At 72.6% G+C, this 16,808-nt stretch carries 10 protein-coding genes, 1 pseudogene and 1 riboswitch; of the genes and pseudogenes, 3 read left to right on the top strand and 8 right to left on the bottom strand.

The window, feature by feature from the left end:
* Positions 1–288: 288 nt before the first annotated feature.
* The 4 genes from ACSUPT_RS22730 to ACSUPT_RS22715 all read right to left on the bottom strand — a co-directional run bounded on the left by ACSUPT_RS22730 (position 289) and on the right by ACSUPT_RS22715 (position 5,095).
* Positions 289–966 (bottom strand): GntR family transcriptional regulator, encoded by a 678-nt coding sequence (locus ACSUPT_RS22730; RefSeq protein ID WP_436945388.1) that lies wholly within the window; start codon positions 964–966, stop codon positions 289–291.
* A gap of 222 nt (positions 967–1,188) precedes the next feature.
* The gene (locus ACSUPT_RS22725) at positions 1,189–1,962 is read right to left on the bottom strand and encodes a M23 family metallopeptidase (RefSeq protein WP_351965022.1); all 774 of its coding nucleotides are present in this window, start codon (positions 1,960–1,962) and stop codon (positions 1,189–1,191) included.
* A 13-nt stretch (positions 1,963–1,975) separates the two neighbouring features.
* Positions 1,976–2,140, bottom strand: a riboswitch (cyclic di-AMP (ydaO/yuaA leader).
* Between the two features lie 211 nt (positions 2,141–2,351).
* Positions 2,352–3,719, bottom strand: coding sequence for a M16 family metallopeptidase (locus tag ACSUPT_RS22720; protein ID WP_351965097.1), 1,368 nt, complete (start codon positions 3,717–3,719; stop codon positions 2,352–2,354).
* A 26-nt stretch (positions 3,720–3,745) separates the two neighbouring features.
* Complete coding sequence (locus ACSUPT_RS22715; protein ID WP_436946254.1) at positions 3,746–5,095, bottom strand: M16 family metallopeptidase; 1,350 nt, start codon at positions 5,093–5,095, stop codon at positions 3,746–3,748.
* Between the two features lie 186 nt (positions 5,096–5,281).
* On the opposite strand from ACSUPT_RS22715, the gene ACSUPT_RS22710 reads away from it, so the two are divergent.
* Complete coding sequence (locus ACSUPT_RS22710) at positions 5,282–7,735, top strand: DNA gyrase/topoisomerase IV subunit A (protein WP_361657719.1); 2,454 nt, start codon at positions 5,282–5,284, stop codon at positions 7,733–7,735.
* Between the two features lie 395 nt (positions 7,736–8,130).
* On the opposite strand, the pseudogene ACSUPT_RS22705 reads toward ACSUPT_RS22710, so the two are convergent.
* Positions 8,131–9,201: pseudogene (locus ACSUPT_RS22705) on the bottom strand (CobW family GTP-binding protein); the annotation flags it as partial.
* A 329-nt stretch (positions 9,202–9,530) separates the two neighbouring features.
* Here ACSUPT_RS22705 and ACSUPT_RS22700 point away from each other — a divergent pair.
* Positions 9,531–11,261 carry a sensor histidine kinase gene (locus tag ACSUPT_RS22700; protein WP_436945387.1) on the top strand — a complete coding sequence of 577 codons (1,731 nt, stop codon included), beginning with the start codon at positions 9,531–9,533 and terminating at the stop codon, positions 11,259–11,261.
* A 64-nt stretch (positions 11,262–11,325) separates the two neighbouring features.
* On the opposite strand, the gene ACSUPT_RS22695 is transcribed toward ACSUPT_RS22700, so the two are convergent.
* From ACSUPT_RS22695 to ACSUPT_RS22685, 3 genes are all read right to left on the bottom strand, one after another.
* Positions 11,326–13,005 carry a solute symporter family protein gene (locus ACSUPT_RS22695; RefSeq protein WP_436945386.1) on the bottom strand — a complete coding sequence of 560 codons (1,680 nt, stop codon included), beginning with the start codon at positions 13,003–13,005 and terminating at the stop codon, positions 11,326–11,328.
* Positions 12,995–13,459, bottom strand: coding sequence for a DUF485 domain-containing protein (locus ACSUPT_RS22690; protein WP_436946253.1), 465 nt, complete (start codon positions 13,457–13,459; stop codon positions 12,995–12,997). The genes ACSUPT_RS22695 and ACSUPT_RS22690 overlap by 11 nt, the downstream gene beginning before the upstream one ends.
* A 438-nt stretch (positions 13,460–13,897) precedes the next feature.
* Positions 13,898–16,015, bottom strand: a complete 2,118-nt coding sequence (locus ACSUPT_RS22685; protein ID WP_361657731.1) for a DNA gyrase/topoisomerase IV subunit B — start codon at positions 16,013–16,015, stop codon at positions 13,898–13,900.
* A gap of 438 nt (positions 16,016–16,453) precedes the next feature.
* Between ACSUPT_RS22685 and ACSUPT_RS22680 the strand changes: the two genes are divergently transcribed.
* Positions 16,454–16,684, top strand: coding sequence for a DUF7455 domain-containing protein (locus ACSUPT_RS22680; RefSeq protein ID WP_023586158.1), 231 nt, complete (start codon positions 16,454–16,456; stop codon positions 16,682–16,684).
* The last annotated feature ends 124 nt before the right edge of the window (positions 16,685–16,808 follow it).

Here is a 16,808-nt window from a genome sequence, read left to right as displayed (position 1 = left end):
GGCTTCGGGCTTCGGGCTTTCGCTGCACCGGGCTTTGCGGACACCAGGCTTTGCGGACACGGGGATTTTCGGACGCGCCTTACCGTCGGCGGGCTATTCCCGCCGGCGCCCCATTCCAGGCGGAGGCCCTTTCCGACTGGCACGCCTTCAGGGAGATACCGGTCGGCGCATTATCCGGGCAGCCCGCCTTCCGGGGAGCCGCCTTCCCGAACGCCGGCCTTACCCGGCTTTACGGGCAGCGGGAAAAGGCACCGACTATTCCGCTGCCCCTTGTATACGGCCCGCGTGTTAATTCCGCGCTCCCGCGCTGTGTACGGGATGTTGCGTACCCCTCACACGCTCCGCGCGGCGCAGCCGGTGCGCGCCGCGCCACCGTTCCACGTGGTGGGCCGTGAGCGTCCTGGCGCGCTCGGCGTCGCCCCGCGCCACGGCGTCGACGATGGCGCCGTGCTCGGCCCACACGTCCGCCGGGCGGGCCGGCTCCTCGACCGCGTACATCCAGGCGATCTTGTGGCGGAGCTGGCCGAGCAGCGCGGTCAGGCCGGGGCTCCCCGACGCCTGGGCGAGCGTCTCGTGGAACCAGTCGCCCAGTGAGCGCAGGTCCTCGCTCCGGCCGCGGCGGGCCCGCTCCTGGCCGAGGCGGACCAGGCCGCGCAGCACCTTCAGATGGGCCTCGGTGCGCCGCTGCGCCGCGCGGGCGGCGCCCAGCGGCTCCAGCAGCACGCGCATCTCCAGCAGGTCGGCGGCGTCCTGCTCGGTCGGCTCGGCGACGCACGCGCCGACATGGCGGCGGGAGACGACGAAGCCCTCGGACTCCAGGGTGCGCAGCGCCTCGCGGACCGGGACGCGCGAGACCCCGTAGCGGCGGGCGAGCTGCTCCTCGGTGAGGCGGCTGCCGCGCGCCAGCACCCCGGAGACGATATCCGCCCGGATCGCCGTGCACACCGAGTGCGCCGGAACGCGCATGACCGACCTCCGAATCGCTCCGCCCGCCGATTTCCACGCGGTTTTTCCGCGCGACACCCATCAGTTCGACGTTGTTCGGTGACTCTATGGCAACGCGGCAGATTTTGAGATACCGGGCGGGAATTCATGGTCGATTCTTGGCCGACGCGGGGAGCCGGAGAACACGCGGACGCGCGAAGGCCCCGGCTCTGGAAGCCGGGGCCTTCGCGGAAGCGGGGTGGGTCAGACGTTGACGCCGCGCGCCCGGAGGTAGGAGACCGGGTCGATGTCGGAGCCGTACTCGGCGGTGGTGCGGGCCTCGAAGTGGAGGTGGGGGCCCGTGGAGTTGCCGGTCGAGCCGGAGACGCCGATCTGCTCGCCGGGCATGACGGTCTGGCCGACCGAGACGCTGACGGAGGCGAGGTGGCCGTACTGCGTGTACGTGCCGTCGTGCATGCGGATCACGACGTTGTTGCCGTACGCGCCGCCCCAGCCGGCCTCGACGACCGTGCCGCGGCCGACGGAGACGACGGTGGAGCCGTACGGGGCGTGGAAGTCGACGCCCGAGTGGCTGCCGGAGGACCACAGCGCGCCGCCCGACTGGTAGCCGGTGGAGACGTACGAGCCGGCCACGGGCAGCTGGAAGGAGTTGAGGCGCTTGCGCTCGGCCTCGCGGGAGGCGCGCTCCTCGGCCGCGCGGGCGGCCTCCAGGCGGGCCTCGGCCTGGCGCTCGGCGGCCATCTCGGCCATGGCCTGGCGCTCGGCGACCTCGGCGGCCAGCTCCTGGGCGGCGGCCTGGTCCTCGACCTGGTCGGCCAGTTCGTAGCCGGCGATGGCCTGGTTGACGCCGGTGTCCTCCAGCGACGCGGCGCGCTCGGCGTCGGCGGCGAACGCCGGGGAGGTGAGGGTTCCGATGACTCCGGAGGTGGCCAGGGCGGCGGCGCCGGCGACGTGGGCGCTCCTGCGGCTCATACGGCTCGGGGCACGGTGCTTCCCGGTGGAACGGGTGAACGCCATGAAGTGGACGTGTCCTTTCCTTCCCTCTCGCCTACCGGGTTAGCTGACGGGTTCGGAGCAGGAAGGTCTCCTACGGACCCCTCCGCGTGGTGCGAAGGCGCCCGATTCACCCCAGGGGACGTGGTGGGTCCCCGGCTCCCCAGGCTCGCGCCTGACGGGGATTCGGCGATCGCTGCCCGATGCCGCGGGTGCGGCGAGTACAGCGGGCGGACAGCGACCAAGACGCTATGCCGCTGATCTTTCAATCACCAAACGGACACGGTTTTTTGTAGCGCACGCCACAGAACAGATCCCCCGCCTCTCCAGCAAATCGGACATAAGTCCGTGAGAAAGGGGAACCCCGCCCTCCGCGTGCGGAGGGCGGGGTTCCCCTTCGTACACCGTGTCAATCAGCCCGTGACGACGGTCACTTCGCCCAGGCCCAGCGCCTCGACGGGCGCCTTGATCTGGCCGGCGTCGCCGACGAGGACGGTGACCAGGCGGTCCGGCGGGAAGGCGTTGACGACGGCCGCCGTCGCCTCCACCGTGCCCGTCGCGTCCAGGCGCCGGTACAGCTGCGCCTGGAAGTCGTCCGGCAGGTGCTGCTCGACCTGGTCGGCGAGCGTGTCCGCGACGGACGCCGCCGTCTCGTACTTGAGGGGCGCCACGCCCACCAGGTTGTGCACGGCGGCGTCGCGCTCGGCGTCGGTGAGGCCCTCGGCCGCGAGGGTGCGCAGCACCTTCCACAGGTCGTCCAGCGCGGGACCGGTGTTGGGCGTGTCGACGGAGCCGCTGATGGCGAGCAGCGACGCGCCCGTGCCGTCCGGCATGGAGCGCAGGACCTGGCCGAAGGCGCGCACGCCGTACGTGTAGCCCTTCTCCTCGCGCAGGACGCGGTCCAGACGGGAGGTCAGCGTGCCGCCGAGGCAGTAGGTGCCGACGACCTGCGCGGGCCACACGCGCTCGTGCCGGTCCGGGCCGATGCGTCCGATGAGCAGCTGCGTCTGCACCGCGCCCGGCCGGTCCACGATGACCACGCGGCCCGTGTCGTCGGCGGTGATGGGCGACGCGGTGCCGGGGCGGGGGGCGTCGCCGGTCCACGCGCCGAGCGTGTCGCGGAGCAGTCCGTCCAGGTCGACACCGGTCAGGTCGCCGACCACGACGGCGGTCGCGGAGGCGGGGCGGACGTGGGCCTCGTAGAAGGCCCGTACGGCCGCGGCGTCGATCCGGGCGACGGTGTCCTCGGTGCCCTGGCGGGGGCGGGACATCCGGGAGGCCGCCGGGAACAGCTCCGCGTAGAGCTGCTTGGCGGCGCGCCGCGCCGGGTTGGCCGTCTCGTGCGGGATCTCGTCGAGGCGGTTGCGGACGAGGCGCTCGATCTCGTCGTCGGCGAACGCCGGTGCGCGCAGGGCGTCGGCGAGCAGGCCGAGGGCCTTGGGCAGCCGCGAGGCGGGCACTTCGAGGGAGACCCGCACGCCGGGGTGGTCCGCGTGCGCGTCCAGCGTGGCGCCGCACCGCTCCAGCTCGGCGGCGAACTCCTCGGCGGTGTGCTTGTCGGTGCCCTCGGACAGGGCGCGCGCCATGATGGTGGCGACGCCGTCGAGGCCGTCCGGCTCGGCGTCGAGCGGGGCGTCGAGGACGATCTCCACGGCGACGACCTGCTGCCCCGGGCGGTGGCAGCGCAGCACCGTCAGGCCGTTGTCGAGGCGGCCGCGCTCGGGGGCGGGGAAGGCCCAGACGCGGGGCGTGCCGGGCTTCGGCTGCGGGTGGAACTCCATGCTGGTCAGAGACACGGCAGCGTCGCTCACTGGTCCGTCCCCTCTTCCTCGTCGCTGTCGGTCTGGTCGCCGTCGTCGGCCTTGGTCGGTTCGTACACGAGGACCGCGCGGTTGTCGGGGCGCAGCTGCCGGGCGGCGATCTCGCGGACCTCGTCGGCGGTGACCTCCAGGACGCGCTCGACGGCGGTGAGGGCGAGCTGCGGGTCGCCGAACAGGACGGCGAAGCGGCACAGTTCGTCGGCGCGGCCGGCGACGGTGCCGAGGCGGTCCAGCCACTCGCGCTCCAGCTGGGCCTGGGCGCGCTCCATCTCCTCGGCCGTGGGGCCCTCGGCGGCGAACCGGGCCAGCTCCTCGTCGACGGCGGACTCGATGTCCGGCACCTCGACGCCGGCGGAGGTCTTCACGTCCAGCCAGCCCATGGAGGGCGCGCCGGCCAGCCGCAGCAGGCCGAAGCCGGCGGCGACGGCGGTGCGGTCGCGCCGCACCAGGCGGTTGTGCAGGCGGGACGACTCGCCGCCGCCGAGGATGGTGAGCGCGATGTCGGCGGCGTCGCACGCGCGCGTGCCGTCGGCGGGCAGGCGGTAGGCGGCCATCAGCGCGCGGGCGGGGACGTCCTCCACGACGACCTCGCGCAGCTGCTCGCCGATGACCTCCGGCAGCGTCCCGTCGCGGGGGGCGGGCTTGCCGTCGTGGGAGGGGATGGAGCCGAAGTACTTCTCGATCCAGGCGAGCGTCTGCTCGGGGTCGATGTCGCCGACGACGGACAGGACGGCGTTGTTCGGCGCGTAGTACGTGCGGAAGAACTCGCGGGCGTCCTCCAGCGTGGCCGCGTCGAGGTCCGCCATGGAGCCGATCGGCGTGTGGTGGTAGGGGTGGCCGTCGGGGAAGACCATGGCGGTCAGCTTCTCGAACGCCGTGCCGTAGGGCACGTTGTCGTAGCGCTGGCGGCGCTCGTTCTTCACGACGTCCCGCTGGTTCTCCATCGACTCGTCGTCCAGGGCGGCGAGGAGGGAGCCCATGCGGTCGGCCTCCAGCCAGAGGGCGAGCTCCAGCTGGTGGGCGGGCATCGTCTCGAAGTAGTTGGTCCGCTCGAAGCTGGTCGTGCCGTTGAGGGAGCCGCCGGCGCCCTGCACCAGCTCGAAGTGGCCGTTGCCCTTGACCTGCTTCGAGCCCTGGAACATCAGGTGCTCGAAGAGGTGGGCGAGGCCGGTGCGGCCCTTGACCTCGTGGCGGGAGCCGACGTCGTACCAGAGGCACACCGCGGCGACCGGGGTCAGGTGGTCCTCCGAGAGCACCACGCGCAGGCCGTTGGCCAGCCGGTGCTCGGTCGCTGTCAGCCCGCCGGAGCCGGCCTGGGCTGTGGCCGTGTGACCCATGGGCATGTACGTCCCTTCGATCGCGTCATGGAAAGTCCTGCCACCCTATGCAAGCGCACACGTGCCCGGCGAAGTTCCCGGGAAGCCGGGACGTCCCTCTTCCGGGTCGCGGTCCGTGCTGTCAGTGGGACGGTCCACAATGGTCGGCGTCAGATCAACCTTGTTGGTGAAGGAGCCGCAGCAGCGATGGCCCGCCGCAGCACGAAGACCCCGCCGCCCGACGACTTCGAGGAGCGGATCCTCGACATCGACGTCGTCGACGAGATGCAGGGCTCCTTCCTCGAGTACGCCTACTCGGTGATCTACTCCCGCGCCCTGCCCGACGCGCGCGACGGCATGAAGCCGGTGCACCGCCGGATCGTGTACCAGATGAACGAGATGGGCCTGCGCCCCGAGCGCGGGTTCGTCAAGTGCGCCCGCGTCGTCGGCGAGGTGATGGGCAAGCTCCACCCGCACGGCGACGCGTCGATCTACGACGCGCTGGTGCGCATGGCGCAGCCGTTCTCGATGCGGCTGCCGCTGGTCGACGGGCACGGCAACTTCGGCTCCCTCGGCAATGACGACCCGCCGGCCGCGATGCGGTACACCGAGTGCCGGATGGCCGACGCGACATCGCTGATGACCGAGTCGATCGACGAGAACACGGTCGACTTCGTACCGAACTACGACGGGCAGGAGCAGGAGCCGGTCGCCCTCCCGGCCGCCTTCCCGAATCTGCTGGTGAACGGCGCCTCCGGCATCGCGGTCGGCATGGCGACCAACATGCCCCCGCACAATCTGGGCGAGGTCATCGCGGCCGCGCGGCACCTGATCAAGCACCCGGGCGCCGACCTCGAGACGCTCATGCGGTTCGTCCCGGGCCCGGACCTGCCGACCGGCGGCAAGATCGTGGGCCTGTCGGGCATCAGGGACGCGTACGAGTCGGGCCGCGGCACGTTCAAGATCCGCGCCACGGCGACGGTGGAGAACGTCACGGCCCGCCGCAAGGGCCTGGTGGTGACCGAGCTGCCGTTCGCGGTCGGCCCGGAGAAGGTCATCGCCAAGATCAAGGACCTGGTCAACGCGAAGAAGCTCCAGGGCATCGCGGACGTCAAGGACCTCACGGACCGGGAGCACGGGCTGCGCCTGGTCATCGAGATCAAGAACGGCTTCGTGCCCGAGGCCGTCCTGGAGCAGCTGTACAAGCTGACGCCGATGGAGGAGTCCTTCGGCATCAACAACGTGGCGCTGGTCGACGGGCAGCCGCTCACGCTGGGCTTGAAGGAGCTGCTGGAGGTCTATCTGGACCACCGCTTCGACGTGGTGCGCCGGCGCAGCGAGTTCCGGCGCGGCAAGAAGCGGGACCGCCTGCACCTGGTGGAGGGCCTGCTGGTCGCCCTCGTCGACATCGACGAGGTGATCCGGCTCATCCGGTCCAGTGAGAACTCGGCGCAGGCCAAGGAGCGGCTGATCGAGCGCTTCTCGCTGAGCGACGTGCAGACGCAGTACATCCTGGACACGCCGCTGCGGCGGCTGACCAAGTTCGACCGGCTGGAGCTGGAGAGCGAGCGGGACCGGCTGAACAGCGAGATCGAGGAGCTGACGAAGATCCTCGAATCGGACGCGGAGCTGCGCAAGCTCGTCTCGTCCGAGCTGGCGACGGTGGCGAAGAAGTTCGGCACGGAGCGGCGCACGGTGCTGCTGGAGTCGGCCGGTTCCCCGGCCGCCGCGGTGCCGCTGGAGGTCGCCGACGACCCGTGCCGGGTGCTGCTGTCCTCGACGGGGCTGCTGGCCCGCACGGCGAGCGGCGAGCCGCTGCCGGAGCACGGCGGGAAGCGCGTCAAGCACGACGTGATCGTGTCGGCGGTGGCGACCACCCAGCGGGGCACGGTCGGGGCGGTGACGTCCGCGGGACGGCTGCTGCGCATCTCGGTGATCGACCTGCCGCAGCTGCCGGACACGGCGTCGGCGCCGAACCTGTCGGGCGGGGCGCCGCTCGCGGAGTTCGTGACGCTGGAGAAGGACGAGACGGTCGTGTGCCTGACGACGCTGGACGAGTCGTCGCCGGGCCTGGCCCTGGGCACGCTGCAGGGCGTCGTGAAGCGGGTGGTGCCCGACTATCCGGCGAACAAGGACGAGCTGGAGGTCATCACCCTCAAGGAGGGCGACCGGATCGTCGGCGCCGTGGAGCTGCGGACGGGCGAGGAGGACCTGGTCTTCATCACCTCCGACGCGCAGCTGCTGCGCTACCCGGCGTCGCAGGTGCGCCCGCAGGGCCGGCCCGCGGGCGGCATGGCGGGCGTCAAGCTCGGGGCGGGCGCCGAGGTGATCTCGTTCACCGCGGTGGACCCGGCGTCGGACGCGGTCGTGTTCACGGTCGCGGGCGCCACGGGCCAGCTGGACGCCTCGGTCGGCACGTCGGCGAAGCTGACGCCGTTCGACCAGTACCCGCGCAAGGGCCGTGCCACGGGCGGTGTGCGCTGCCACCGCTTCCTGAAGGGCGAGGACGTGCTGGTGCTGGCCTGGGCGGGCCGCGCGCCCGCCATGGCGGCCCAGAAGAACGGCGCCCCGGTGGAGCTGCCGGACGTCGACCCGCGCCGGGACGGTTCGGGAACGCCGCTGGTCAAGCCGGTGGCAGTGGTGGCGGACCCGCTGGCGTAGCCGGCACGTGACGCGCCAGGGGGGGGCGCGCCCTGCCGGGTGGCGGGGCGCGAGGGCGAGGGCGCCCGCCGGGTGGCGGGCGCCCTTCTCCGTGGCGGTCAGCGGCGGCCGGGCGCCGGGGCGGCGGGACCGCCGTACGGTTCGCCGTCGGGATCCCCGTACGGGTCCTCGCCGGGATCCCCGTACGGCGCGGCGTACCGGTCGTCGTACGGATCGTCGTACGGGTCCTCGTCGGGCTCGTCGTCCGGGACGGTGTCGTCGACGGGCACGGTCTCGTCGTACGGCGCAGCCTCGTCGTACGGGGTGGGCGCGGCCGGCTCCGCGGGGTCGCCGTACACCACCGCACCGCCCGCACCCGCCGTGTCCTGCGGGCCGCCCGCGGCGTCCGCCTCCACCGTGCCGGGGGCCCGCGCGGCGTCCTCGTGCGGTTCGGGGACATAGCGCAGGACGCCCCACAGGGCGTGGTCCTCCGGGACGTCGTCCGGTCCCGCCACCCGGCACCCGTCCAGCGCGCCGAGCAGTGCCTGACCGTCCGTGCCGGAGCCGATCAGCACCAGCTGCGTGAGCCGCTCGCCGTCCACCGGCCACGGCTCCGGGTAGAACCGCAGGAACCGGCCGACCGCGTGCACGGAGTACCGGTGGTCCGGGTCGGCCGGGCCGAAGTCCACGAACCCCTTGATCCGGTACAGCCCCTCGGGCCGCGAGTCGAGGAAGTCCATCAGTCGGCGCGGGTGCATCGGCTCGGCCGAGGTGAACGAGACCGTCTCGTAGGCGGCGTGCGGATGGTCGCGGTGCTCGTGCTCGTACGCGTCGGCGTACAGGTCCTCGAAGGAGAGCTGCCGGGTGCCGTCCCCGTCCTCGTCGGCGCGGGCGGCCCGGTCGAACAGCAGCTCCGGGTCGACGCGCCCGTACGCCGCCGTGACGACCGCCGCGCGGCCGGCGAGCCCGGTCACCGTCTCCCGCACCCGGCGCAACTCGTCCTCCGGGACGCGGTCGGCCTTGTTGACGACGACCAGGTCGGCGATGCGCAGGTGCCGGTCGGTCTCGGGGTGGCGGGTGCGCGTCGCGTCGAACTCGGCCGCGTCCACGACCTCGACGAGCCCGCCGTACACGATCCGCTCGTTGTCGCTGGCGAGGATCATCCGCACCAGCTCCTGCGGCTCGGCCAGGCCGCTGGCCTCGATGACGATGACGTCCAGGCGGGAGGAGGGGCGGGTGAGGGTCTCCAGATAGGTGTCCAGCTCGCTGGTGTCGACGGCGCAGCAGAGGCAGCCGTTGCCGAGGGAGACGGTCGAGCCGACCTGTCCCGCGACGGTCATGGCGTCGATCTCGATGGACCCGAAGTCGTTGACCATCACGCCGACGCGGGTGCCCCGGGCGGTGCGCAGGAGGTGGTTGAGCAGGGTGGTCTTGCCGGAACCGAGGAATCCGGTGAGGACCACGACGGGGATCTGCTGCGCGCTCAAGTGGCACCTTTCTCGCTGGGGGCTTCTTCGCCGGGCGGCTTCCCGGCCGGGCTGGGCTGCCCGGCCGCGCTCCGGCTTCCCGAACACGCCCGGGCCCTTCGGGACTCCCGGCTTTCCGGTTCCCCGGCTTACCGGCTTACCGGCAGGGCAACCGGCTTCACGGCCGGGTCCGGGTCCGGGAGGCCGGATCACCGGAACTTCCTCAGGATAGGCGGGGGCGTCTACGGTTTCCGGCCATGAGACCGGTTTCCGCCTCTCCCACCGCCTCCGCCCCCGGTGCCCGTACGGGCACACGCCGGGCCTGGCCTTTTCCAGGCCGTCCGCGGCGGATGTTCTCGCAGCTGCTGCTGATCCAGGTGGCGGTGGCGGCCGGGGTGACCGCGCTGGTCACGGGGTTGTTCCTGGCGCCGCTGAGCGGCCAGCTGGACGATCAGGCGATGCGGCGGGCCCTGGCCGTCGCGCAGACCACCGCGTCGCCGCGGCTCGCCGACGACCTGCTGGTCTCCCGGCCGGCGCCGGACGGCCCCGTACAGGCGGAGGCGGAGCGGGTACGGCGGGCCACGGGCTCCGAGTACGTCGTCGTGATGGATGTGCGCGGCGTGCGCTGGTCGCACCCGAACCGGGCGAGGATCGGCCAGGTCGTGTCGACCGACCCCAGCGGCGCGCTCGCCGGGCGGCAGGTCATGGAGATCGACAGCGGTACGCTCGGCCGTTCGGCGCGCGGGAAGGTCCCGCTGCGCGACGCCGACGGCACGATCGTCGGCGCGGTGTCCGTCGGCATCGCGTACGACAGCGTGCGCGCCCGGTTCCTGGCGGCGATCCCGGGGCTGCTGGCGTACGCGGGCGGGGCGATGGCGGCGGGGGCGCTGGCCGCGTGGCTGATCGCCAGGCGGGTGCAGCGGCAGACCCGCGACCTGGCGTTCTCCGACATCGCGGCGCTGCTGGCGGAGCGCGAGGCGATGCTGCACGGCATCCGCGAGGGCGTCGTCGCGCTGGACGGGGCGGGGCGGGTCCGGCTGGTCAACGACGAGGCGCAGCGGCTGCTGGACCTGGGGCCTGAGGCCACCGGGCGGCCGCTGGACGAGGTGCTGGACGGCGGGCGTACGGCCGATGTGCTGGCGGGCCGGGTCACCGGCGAGGACCTGGTGGCCGTGCACGGGCGGCGGGTCCTGGTCGCCAACCGGATGCCGACGCACGACGGCGGCGCGGTGGTGACGCTGCGGGACCGGACCGAGCTGGAGCGGCTGGGCCGCGAGCTGGACGCGACGCGCGGGCTGATCGACGCGCTGCGGGCGCAGGACCACGAGCACGCGAACCGGATGCACACGCTGCTGGGCCTGTTGCAGCTGGAGTTGTACGAGGAGGCGGTGGAGTACCTGACGGAGGTCGTGGGGGTGCACCGGACGACCGCCGAGCAAGTCACGGAGAAGGTGCGCGACCCGCTGGTGGCCGCGCTGCTGGTGGGGAAGGCGACGGTGGCGGCGGAGCGGGGCGTGGCGCTGCGGATCGCGCCCGGTTCGCTGCTGCCGGACCGGCTGGTCGCGCCGAGCGAGCTGGTCACGGTGGTGGGCAATCTGGTCGACAACGCCGTGGACGCGGCGGCCGGTTCGCGGGACGCCGCCGTGGAGGTGGAGCTGGGGGTGCGGGGCCGTACGGCGGTGCTGCGGGTCGCGGACAGCGGGCCCGGCGTGCCGGCCGACCGGCGGGAGGCGGTGTTCACGGAGGGCTGGTCCACCAAGCGCCGCCCGTCGCACGGGGCGGGGCGGGGCCTCGGCCTGCCGCTGGTCCGCCGCCTCGCGGAGCGGCACGGCGGGCGGGTCGAGGTCGGTACGGCGGCGGGCGGCGGCGCCGAGTTCACGGTGGTCCTCCCGGAGGCCCTGGCGGAGGCGCCGCCGGCCCCGCACCACGACGCGGCGAGCCGCGCGCGGGGCGGCGACCCGATGGACCCGGCAGGCGGCGACCCGTCGGACCCCGCACCGGCCGGTGACCGGACGGGTCCGGCACCGGACAGTGACCAGGCGGGCCCGGCACCGCATGGGGTGCCCGGCGCCGGACGGTGACCGCACGGGCCCGCACCGGACCGTGGCCGACGACAGGGGCGCGTACCGTCCGGTGCGCGCCCGCTCAGGCGGCGCCCGCGCCGGTCAGGGCGCGCACCTCCGTCTCCGCGTGCCGCGCCTCGTCCGGCGGCTCCGGCGAGGTGACCGTGCCCAGCCACCCGGCGAGGAAGCCGAGCGGGATGGAGACCACGCCCGGGTTCTGGAGCGGGAACACATGGAAGTCCACGCCCGGCAGCAGCGCCCCCGGCCCGCCCGACACGACCGGTGACAGCGCGACCAGCAGCACGGCCGGCACCAGGCCGCCGTACACCGACCAGACCGCGCCGCGTGTGGTGAAGCGGTGCCAGAACAGCGAGTACAGCAGGACCGGGAGGTTCGCGGACGCGGAGACGGCGAAGGCGAGCCCGACGAGGAACGCCACGTTCAGATCCTGGGCGAGCAGCCCCAGGCCGATCGCCACGGCGCCGACGGCCACGGCCGACACCCGCGCCACGGCCACGTCCCCGAACCGCCGCCGCCCGCCGCCCCCGTCCGCGCTCCGCCCCGGGCTCGCGCCCGCTTCGCCGCCCCGGTCGCCGGAGCCGTTCCCGGCCACGCCCCCGTCGCGGCGCCGTACGAACGACGCGTACAGGTCGTGCGCGATGGAGGCGGACGAGGCGAGCGTGATGCCCGCGACGACGGCGAGGATCGTCGCGAAGGCCACCGCCGCGACCACCGCGAAGAGCACGGTGCCGCCGGTGGAGCCCGCTCCCCCGCCGAGTTCCAGAGCGAGCAGCGGTACGGCCGTGTTCCCCGCGGTGTTGGAGGCGCGTACGGCGTCGCTGCCCACGATCGCGGCGGCGCCGAAGCCGAGGACGATCGTCATCAGGTAGAAGCTCCCGATGAGGCCGATGGACCAGACGACCGAGCCGCGGGCGGCCCGTGCGGTGGGCACCGTGGAGAAACGGGCGAGGATGTGCGGCAGTCCGGCCGTGCCGAGCACGAGAGCGAGGCCCAGGCTGACGAAGTCCGCGCGTGCGGTCCAGTCGTCGCCGTAGCCGAGGCCCGGCGCCAGGAAGTCCCGGCCGTGGCCGCTGCGCTCGGCGGCGGTAGTCAGCAGCTCCCCGAAGTCGCCGTGGAAGCGCAGGAGTACGAGCGCGGTGAGGGTGAGCGCCCCGGCCATGAGCAGGACGGCCTTGACGATCTGGATCCACGTGGTGGCACGCATTCCGCCCAGCGCCACGTAGACGACCATGAGCGCGCCCACGCCGACGACGGTCCAGGAGCGCGCGGCGCCGCTGGTGCCGCCCAGCAGCAGGGCGACCAGGCTGCCGGCGCCGACCATCTGCGCGACCAGGTACAGCACGGACACGGTCACGGACGAGGCGCCCACCGCCGTGCGCACCCGGCGCTCGCCCATGCGGGCGGCGACCACGTCGGCGAGGGTGAACCGGCCGCAGTTGCGGACCAGTTCGGCGACGAGGAAGAGGACGACCAGCCAGGCCACGAGGAAGCCGACCGAGTACAGCATGCCGTCGTAGCCGTTGAGCGCGATCAGTCCGGAGATCCCGAGGAAGGACGCGGCGGACATGTAGTCGCCGGAGATGGCGAAACCGTTCTCCATGGGCGAGAACAGCCGCCCGCCGGTGTAGAACTCGTCTGCGGAGCCGTGGCGCCTGCGGCCGGCCCAGGTGGTGATGGCGAGCGTCACCGCGACGAACACGCCGAACAGCAGGAGGGCCAGGGTCTGGTGGTCACCGGTCAACGCCGGCCTCCCGGATCATCTGCTGGGTGTCCCAGCGCAGTTCGAGCGCGGCGCGGTCGCGGTGGACGCGCGCGTGGCGGGCGTACGCCCAGGTCAGGCCGAAGGTCGTGAGGAACTGGCCCAGACCGGCGACCATCGCCACGTTCAGCGCGCCCACGACGGGGCGGGCCATCAGGCCGGGCACGGCGGTCGCGGCGACCACATAGCCGAGGTACCAGGTGAGGAAGGCGAGCGTGGCGGGTGCGACGAACCGGCGGTAGCGGCGGCGCACTTCCTGGAAGGCGGGGCTGCGCCGCACCTCCAGGTAGATCTCGGCCGCGTCGGGCCGCCGCCGCTCGCCGTGCGCCGTGCGGGCCGGGCGCGGAACCACGTCGTCCGGACCGCCGGGCACCGCCACGTCCGCCGCATCCGTCCCGACCGCCACCGCCGTCCCGGTCGCGCCGGTCGCCGACACGGCCCCGGTGGCGATCTCCGCGGCGCGCCCCGTGCCCGTCACCCCCCGTGCCGCCTCCCCGCCCGCTCCGGCCGCCGTCGCGGCGGCGTCCGGACCCGGCTCACCCCACCCCGAGGCCAGTGCGTCGTACCAGGGGTCGTCCCCCCGCGTCGCGGCGGCGTCGCGCCCTTCCCAGTTGTCCACCCGTGACTCTCCTTGTCAGCGGTCCTTTTCGGCCGCGTGGCCAAGCATGGGCAGAGCGGGAAGATCCCGGACTCTCCTCCTGTCGACTTCACCCCATCAGGTGATGCGGGCACACGGCGGAACCCACCGGCGGAACACATTCCGGCCGGTGGGTTCCGGTGGACGCGGCACCCCGAGCGGGGCACGGCACCGCGAGCGGGGCGCACCCGCCCTCGGCCACGGGCCCACGGGCGGTGCCGGGTCGGGAGGACGAGGTCAGGCGTCGATGCGCGAGCGGTCCAGCGTCGCCGCCGAGCTGGTGATGAACTCCTTGCGCGGCGCCACGTCGTTGCCCATCAGGAGGTCGAAGACCTGCTCCGCCGCCTCCAGGTCGCCGATGTTGATCCGGCGGAGCGTGCGGTGGCGCGGGTCCATCGTGGTCTCCGCCAGCTGGTCGGCGTCCATCTCGCCGAGGCCCTTGTAGCGCTGGATGGAGTCCTTGTACCGGATGCCCTTGCGCTGGAACTCCAGCAGCGTCTGCCGCAGCTCGTTGTCCGAGTACGTGTACACGTACTTGTCCTGGCCCCGCTTCGGCTGGACCAGCTCGATGCGGTGCAGCGGCGGTACGGCGGCGAAGACGCGGCCCGCCTCGACCATGGGGCGCATGTACCGCTGGAACAGCGTGAGCAGCAGGCAGCGGATGTGCGCGCCGTCCACATCGGCGTCGACCAGCAGGACGATCTTGCCGTACCGGGCGGCGTCGAGGTCGAAGGTCCGGCCGGAACCGGCTCCTATGACCTGGATGATCGCGCCGCACTCGGCGTTCTTCAGCATGTCCGACACGGACGACTTCTGGACGTTGAGGATCTTGCCCCGGATCGGCAGGAGCGCCTGGAACTCGCTGTTGCGGGCCAGCTTGGCCGTACCGAGCGCGGAGTCGCCCTCGACGATGAAGAGCTCGCTGCGCTCCACGTCGTCGCTGCGGCAGTCGGCGAGCTTCGCCGGCAGCGACGAGGTCTCCAGGGCGGTCTTGCGGCGCTGGGCCTCCTTGTGCTGGCGGGCCGCGATGCGTGTACGGGCGGCGGCGACGGCCTTCTCCAGCACGGCGCGGGCCTGCGCCTTCGCGTCCCGCTTGGTGGAGGTGAGGAACGCCTTCAGCTCCTTGGCGACCACATTGGCGACGATGCGATTGGCGGCGGACGTGCCGAGGACCTCCTTGGTCTGGCCCTCGAACTGCGGCTCGGCCAGCCGGACGGTGACGACGGCGGTGAGGCCCTCCAGGGCGTCGTCCTTGACGATGTCGTCCTCGGCGACGCGCAGCAGCTTGGTGGCGCGCAGCACCTCGTTGACGGTCTTGGTGACGGCCCGCTCGAAGCCGGTGACGTGGGTGCCGCCCTTGGGGGTGGCGATGATGTTGACGAACGACCTGACCGTCGTGTCGTACCCGGTGCCCCAGCGCAGCGCCACGTCGACGCCGAGCTCGCGGGTGACCTCGGTGGGCGTCATGTGGCCGAGCTCGTCGAGGACCGGGACGGTCTCCTTGAACGTGCCCTGGCCGGTCAGGCGGAGCACGTCGCAGACAGGCTTGTCGGTGGCGAGGAACTCGCAGAACTCGCTGATGCCGCCGTCGAAGCGGAAGATCTCCTGGCTCTTGCCGATGCCCTCCAGGTCCCGGTCGTCGCGGACGACGATGGTCAGGCCGGGGACGAGGAAGGCGGTCTGGCGGGCGCGCTGGTGCAGCGTCTCCAGGGTGAGCTTGGCGTCCTTGAGGAAGATCTGCCGGTCCGCCCAGTACCGCACGCGGGTGCCGGTGCGGGTCTTGGGGACGCGCTTGGTCTTGCGCAGGCCGTTGGCCGGTTCGAAGGGGGCGTCGGGCCCCTCCCCGGCGAAGACCCCGGGGACGCCGCGCCGGAAGCTGATCGCGTGGGTGTGGCCGTTGCGGTCGACCTCCACGTCGAGGCGGGCGGACAGCGCGTTCACCACGGAGGCGCCCACGCCGTGGAGGCCGCCGGAGGCCGCGTACGAGCCGCCGCCGAACTTGCCGCCGGCGTGCAGCTTGGTCATGACGACCTCGACGCCGGACAGGCCGGTCTTGGGCTCGACGTCGACGGGGATGCCGCGGCCGTTGTCCCGGACCTCCACGGAGCCGTCGTCGTGCAGGACGACCTCGATGTGGTCGCCGTAGCCGCCGAGCGCCTCGTCGACGGAGTTGTCGATGATCTCCCAGAGGCAGTGCATCAGGCCGCGGCTGTCGGTTGACCCGATGTACATGCCGGGGCGCTTGCGAACCGCTTCGAGCCCCTCGAGTACGAGCAGGTGCCGCGCGGTGTAGTTGGAACCGTCACGGTCTGCGGTCAGCAGCGCACTGGACGGAACGGACGTCTCGGCGGTCACGCGGTTCGCTCCTCGCTGAATTTGAGTTCTTGCCCATGCGGGTAGGGGGGTCGGCCTCTGTGCCGGTCCGAGCGTACAGAGCCCTGGTAGAGCGGTTGTCACGCCACCCTCGTGAAGGGCCATGCTAGTCCAGCCTCGCATGTCTGTTCGATCACCCGAGCGGGTGACGTGGACATCACGTTCCCTTCGAGGCATGAACCATTTAGGCTCCGGGCACGTCCTCATGAACAACCGGCAACCCAGCCGGGGGGACATACGACACAAGCAACGCGAAACCCGTAACGCACAGCGACACCGCAATACGGCTCATTCGCCGCCAACCGGCAGCAGACAGCCCCTTGGAAAAAGTTTCGAGGAAAAGCCGCGAGCGGGAACGTTTTCGGCCTGGTTGGATGTTGACCCTGGTACGACAGCTCGTCGAGCTAGAGAAGAGGCGACGTGACTACTGTTCTGACCCCCGCGAGCCCGCTGACGGCCGCCGACCGCTGCGACCGCTGCGGCGCCCAGGCATATCTGCGCGTCGTGCTGACCAGCGGTGGCGAACTGCTCTTCTGCGCCCACCACGGCCGCAAGTTCGAGCCGGAACTGAAGAAGATCGCCGCGGAGATACAGGATGAGACGGACCGGCTCACCACCGTGCCGGCCGGAGCAGCCGACGAGGACCGCTGACACGCGCATCCACGACGAGCGAAACCGGCCGGTCCAGGACCGGCCACCGGGCGGCCACCCCTGTCACCACGGGGGTACGGCCGCCCGCCGCTTCCGTACCCCGTAGCCGTACGACGGAGGGCGG

The sequence above is a fragment of the Streptomyces sp. SudanB25_2051 genome, from assembly GCF_964272635.1.
GTDB lineage: Bacteria > Actinomycetota > Actinomycetes > Streptomycetales > Streptomycetaceae > Streptomyces.
Note: the sequence above shows the minus strand (reverse complement) of the source record. Positions and strands in the feature narration are given on the sequence as shown.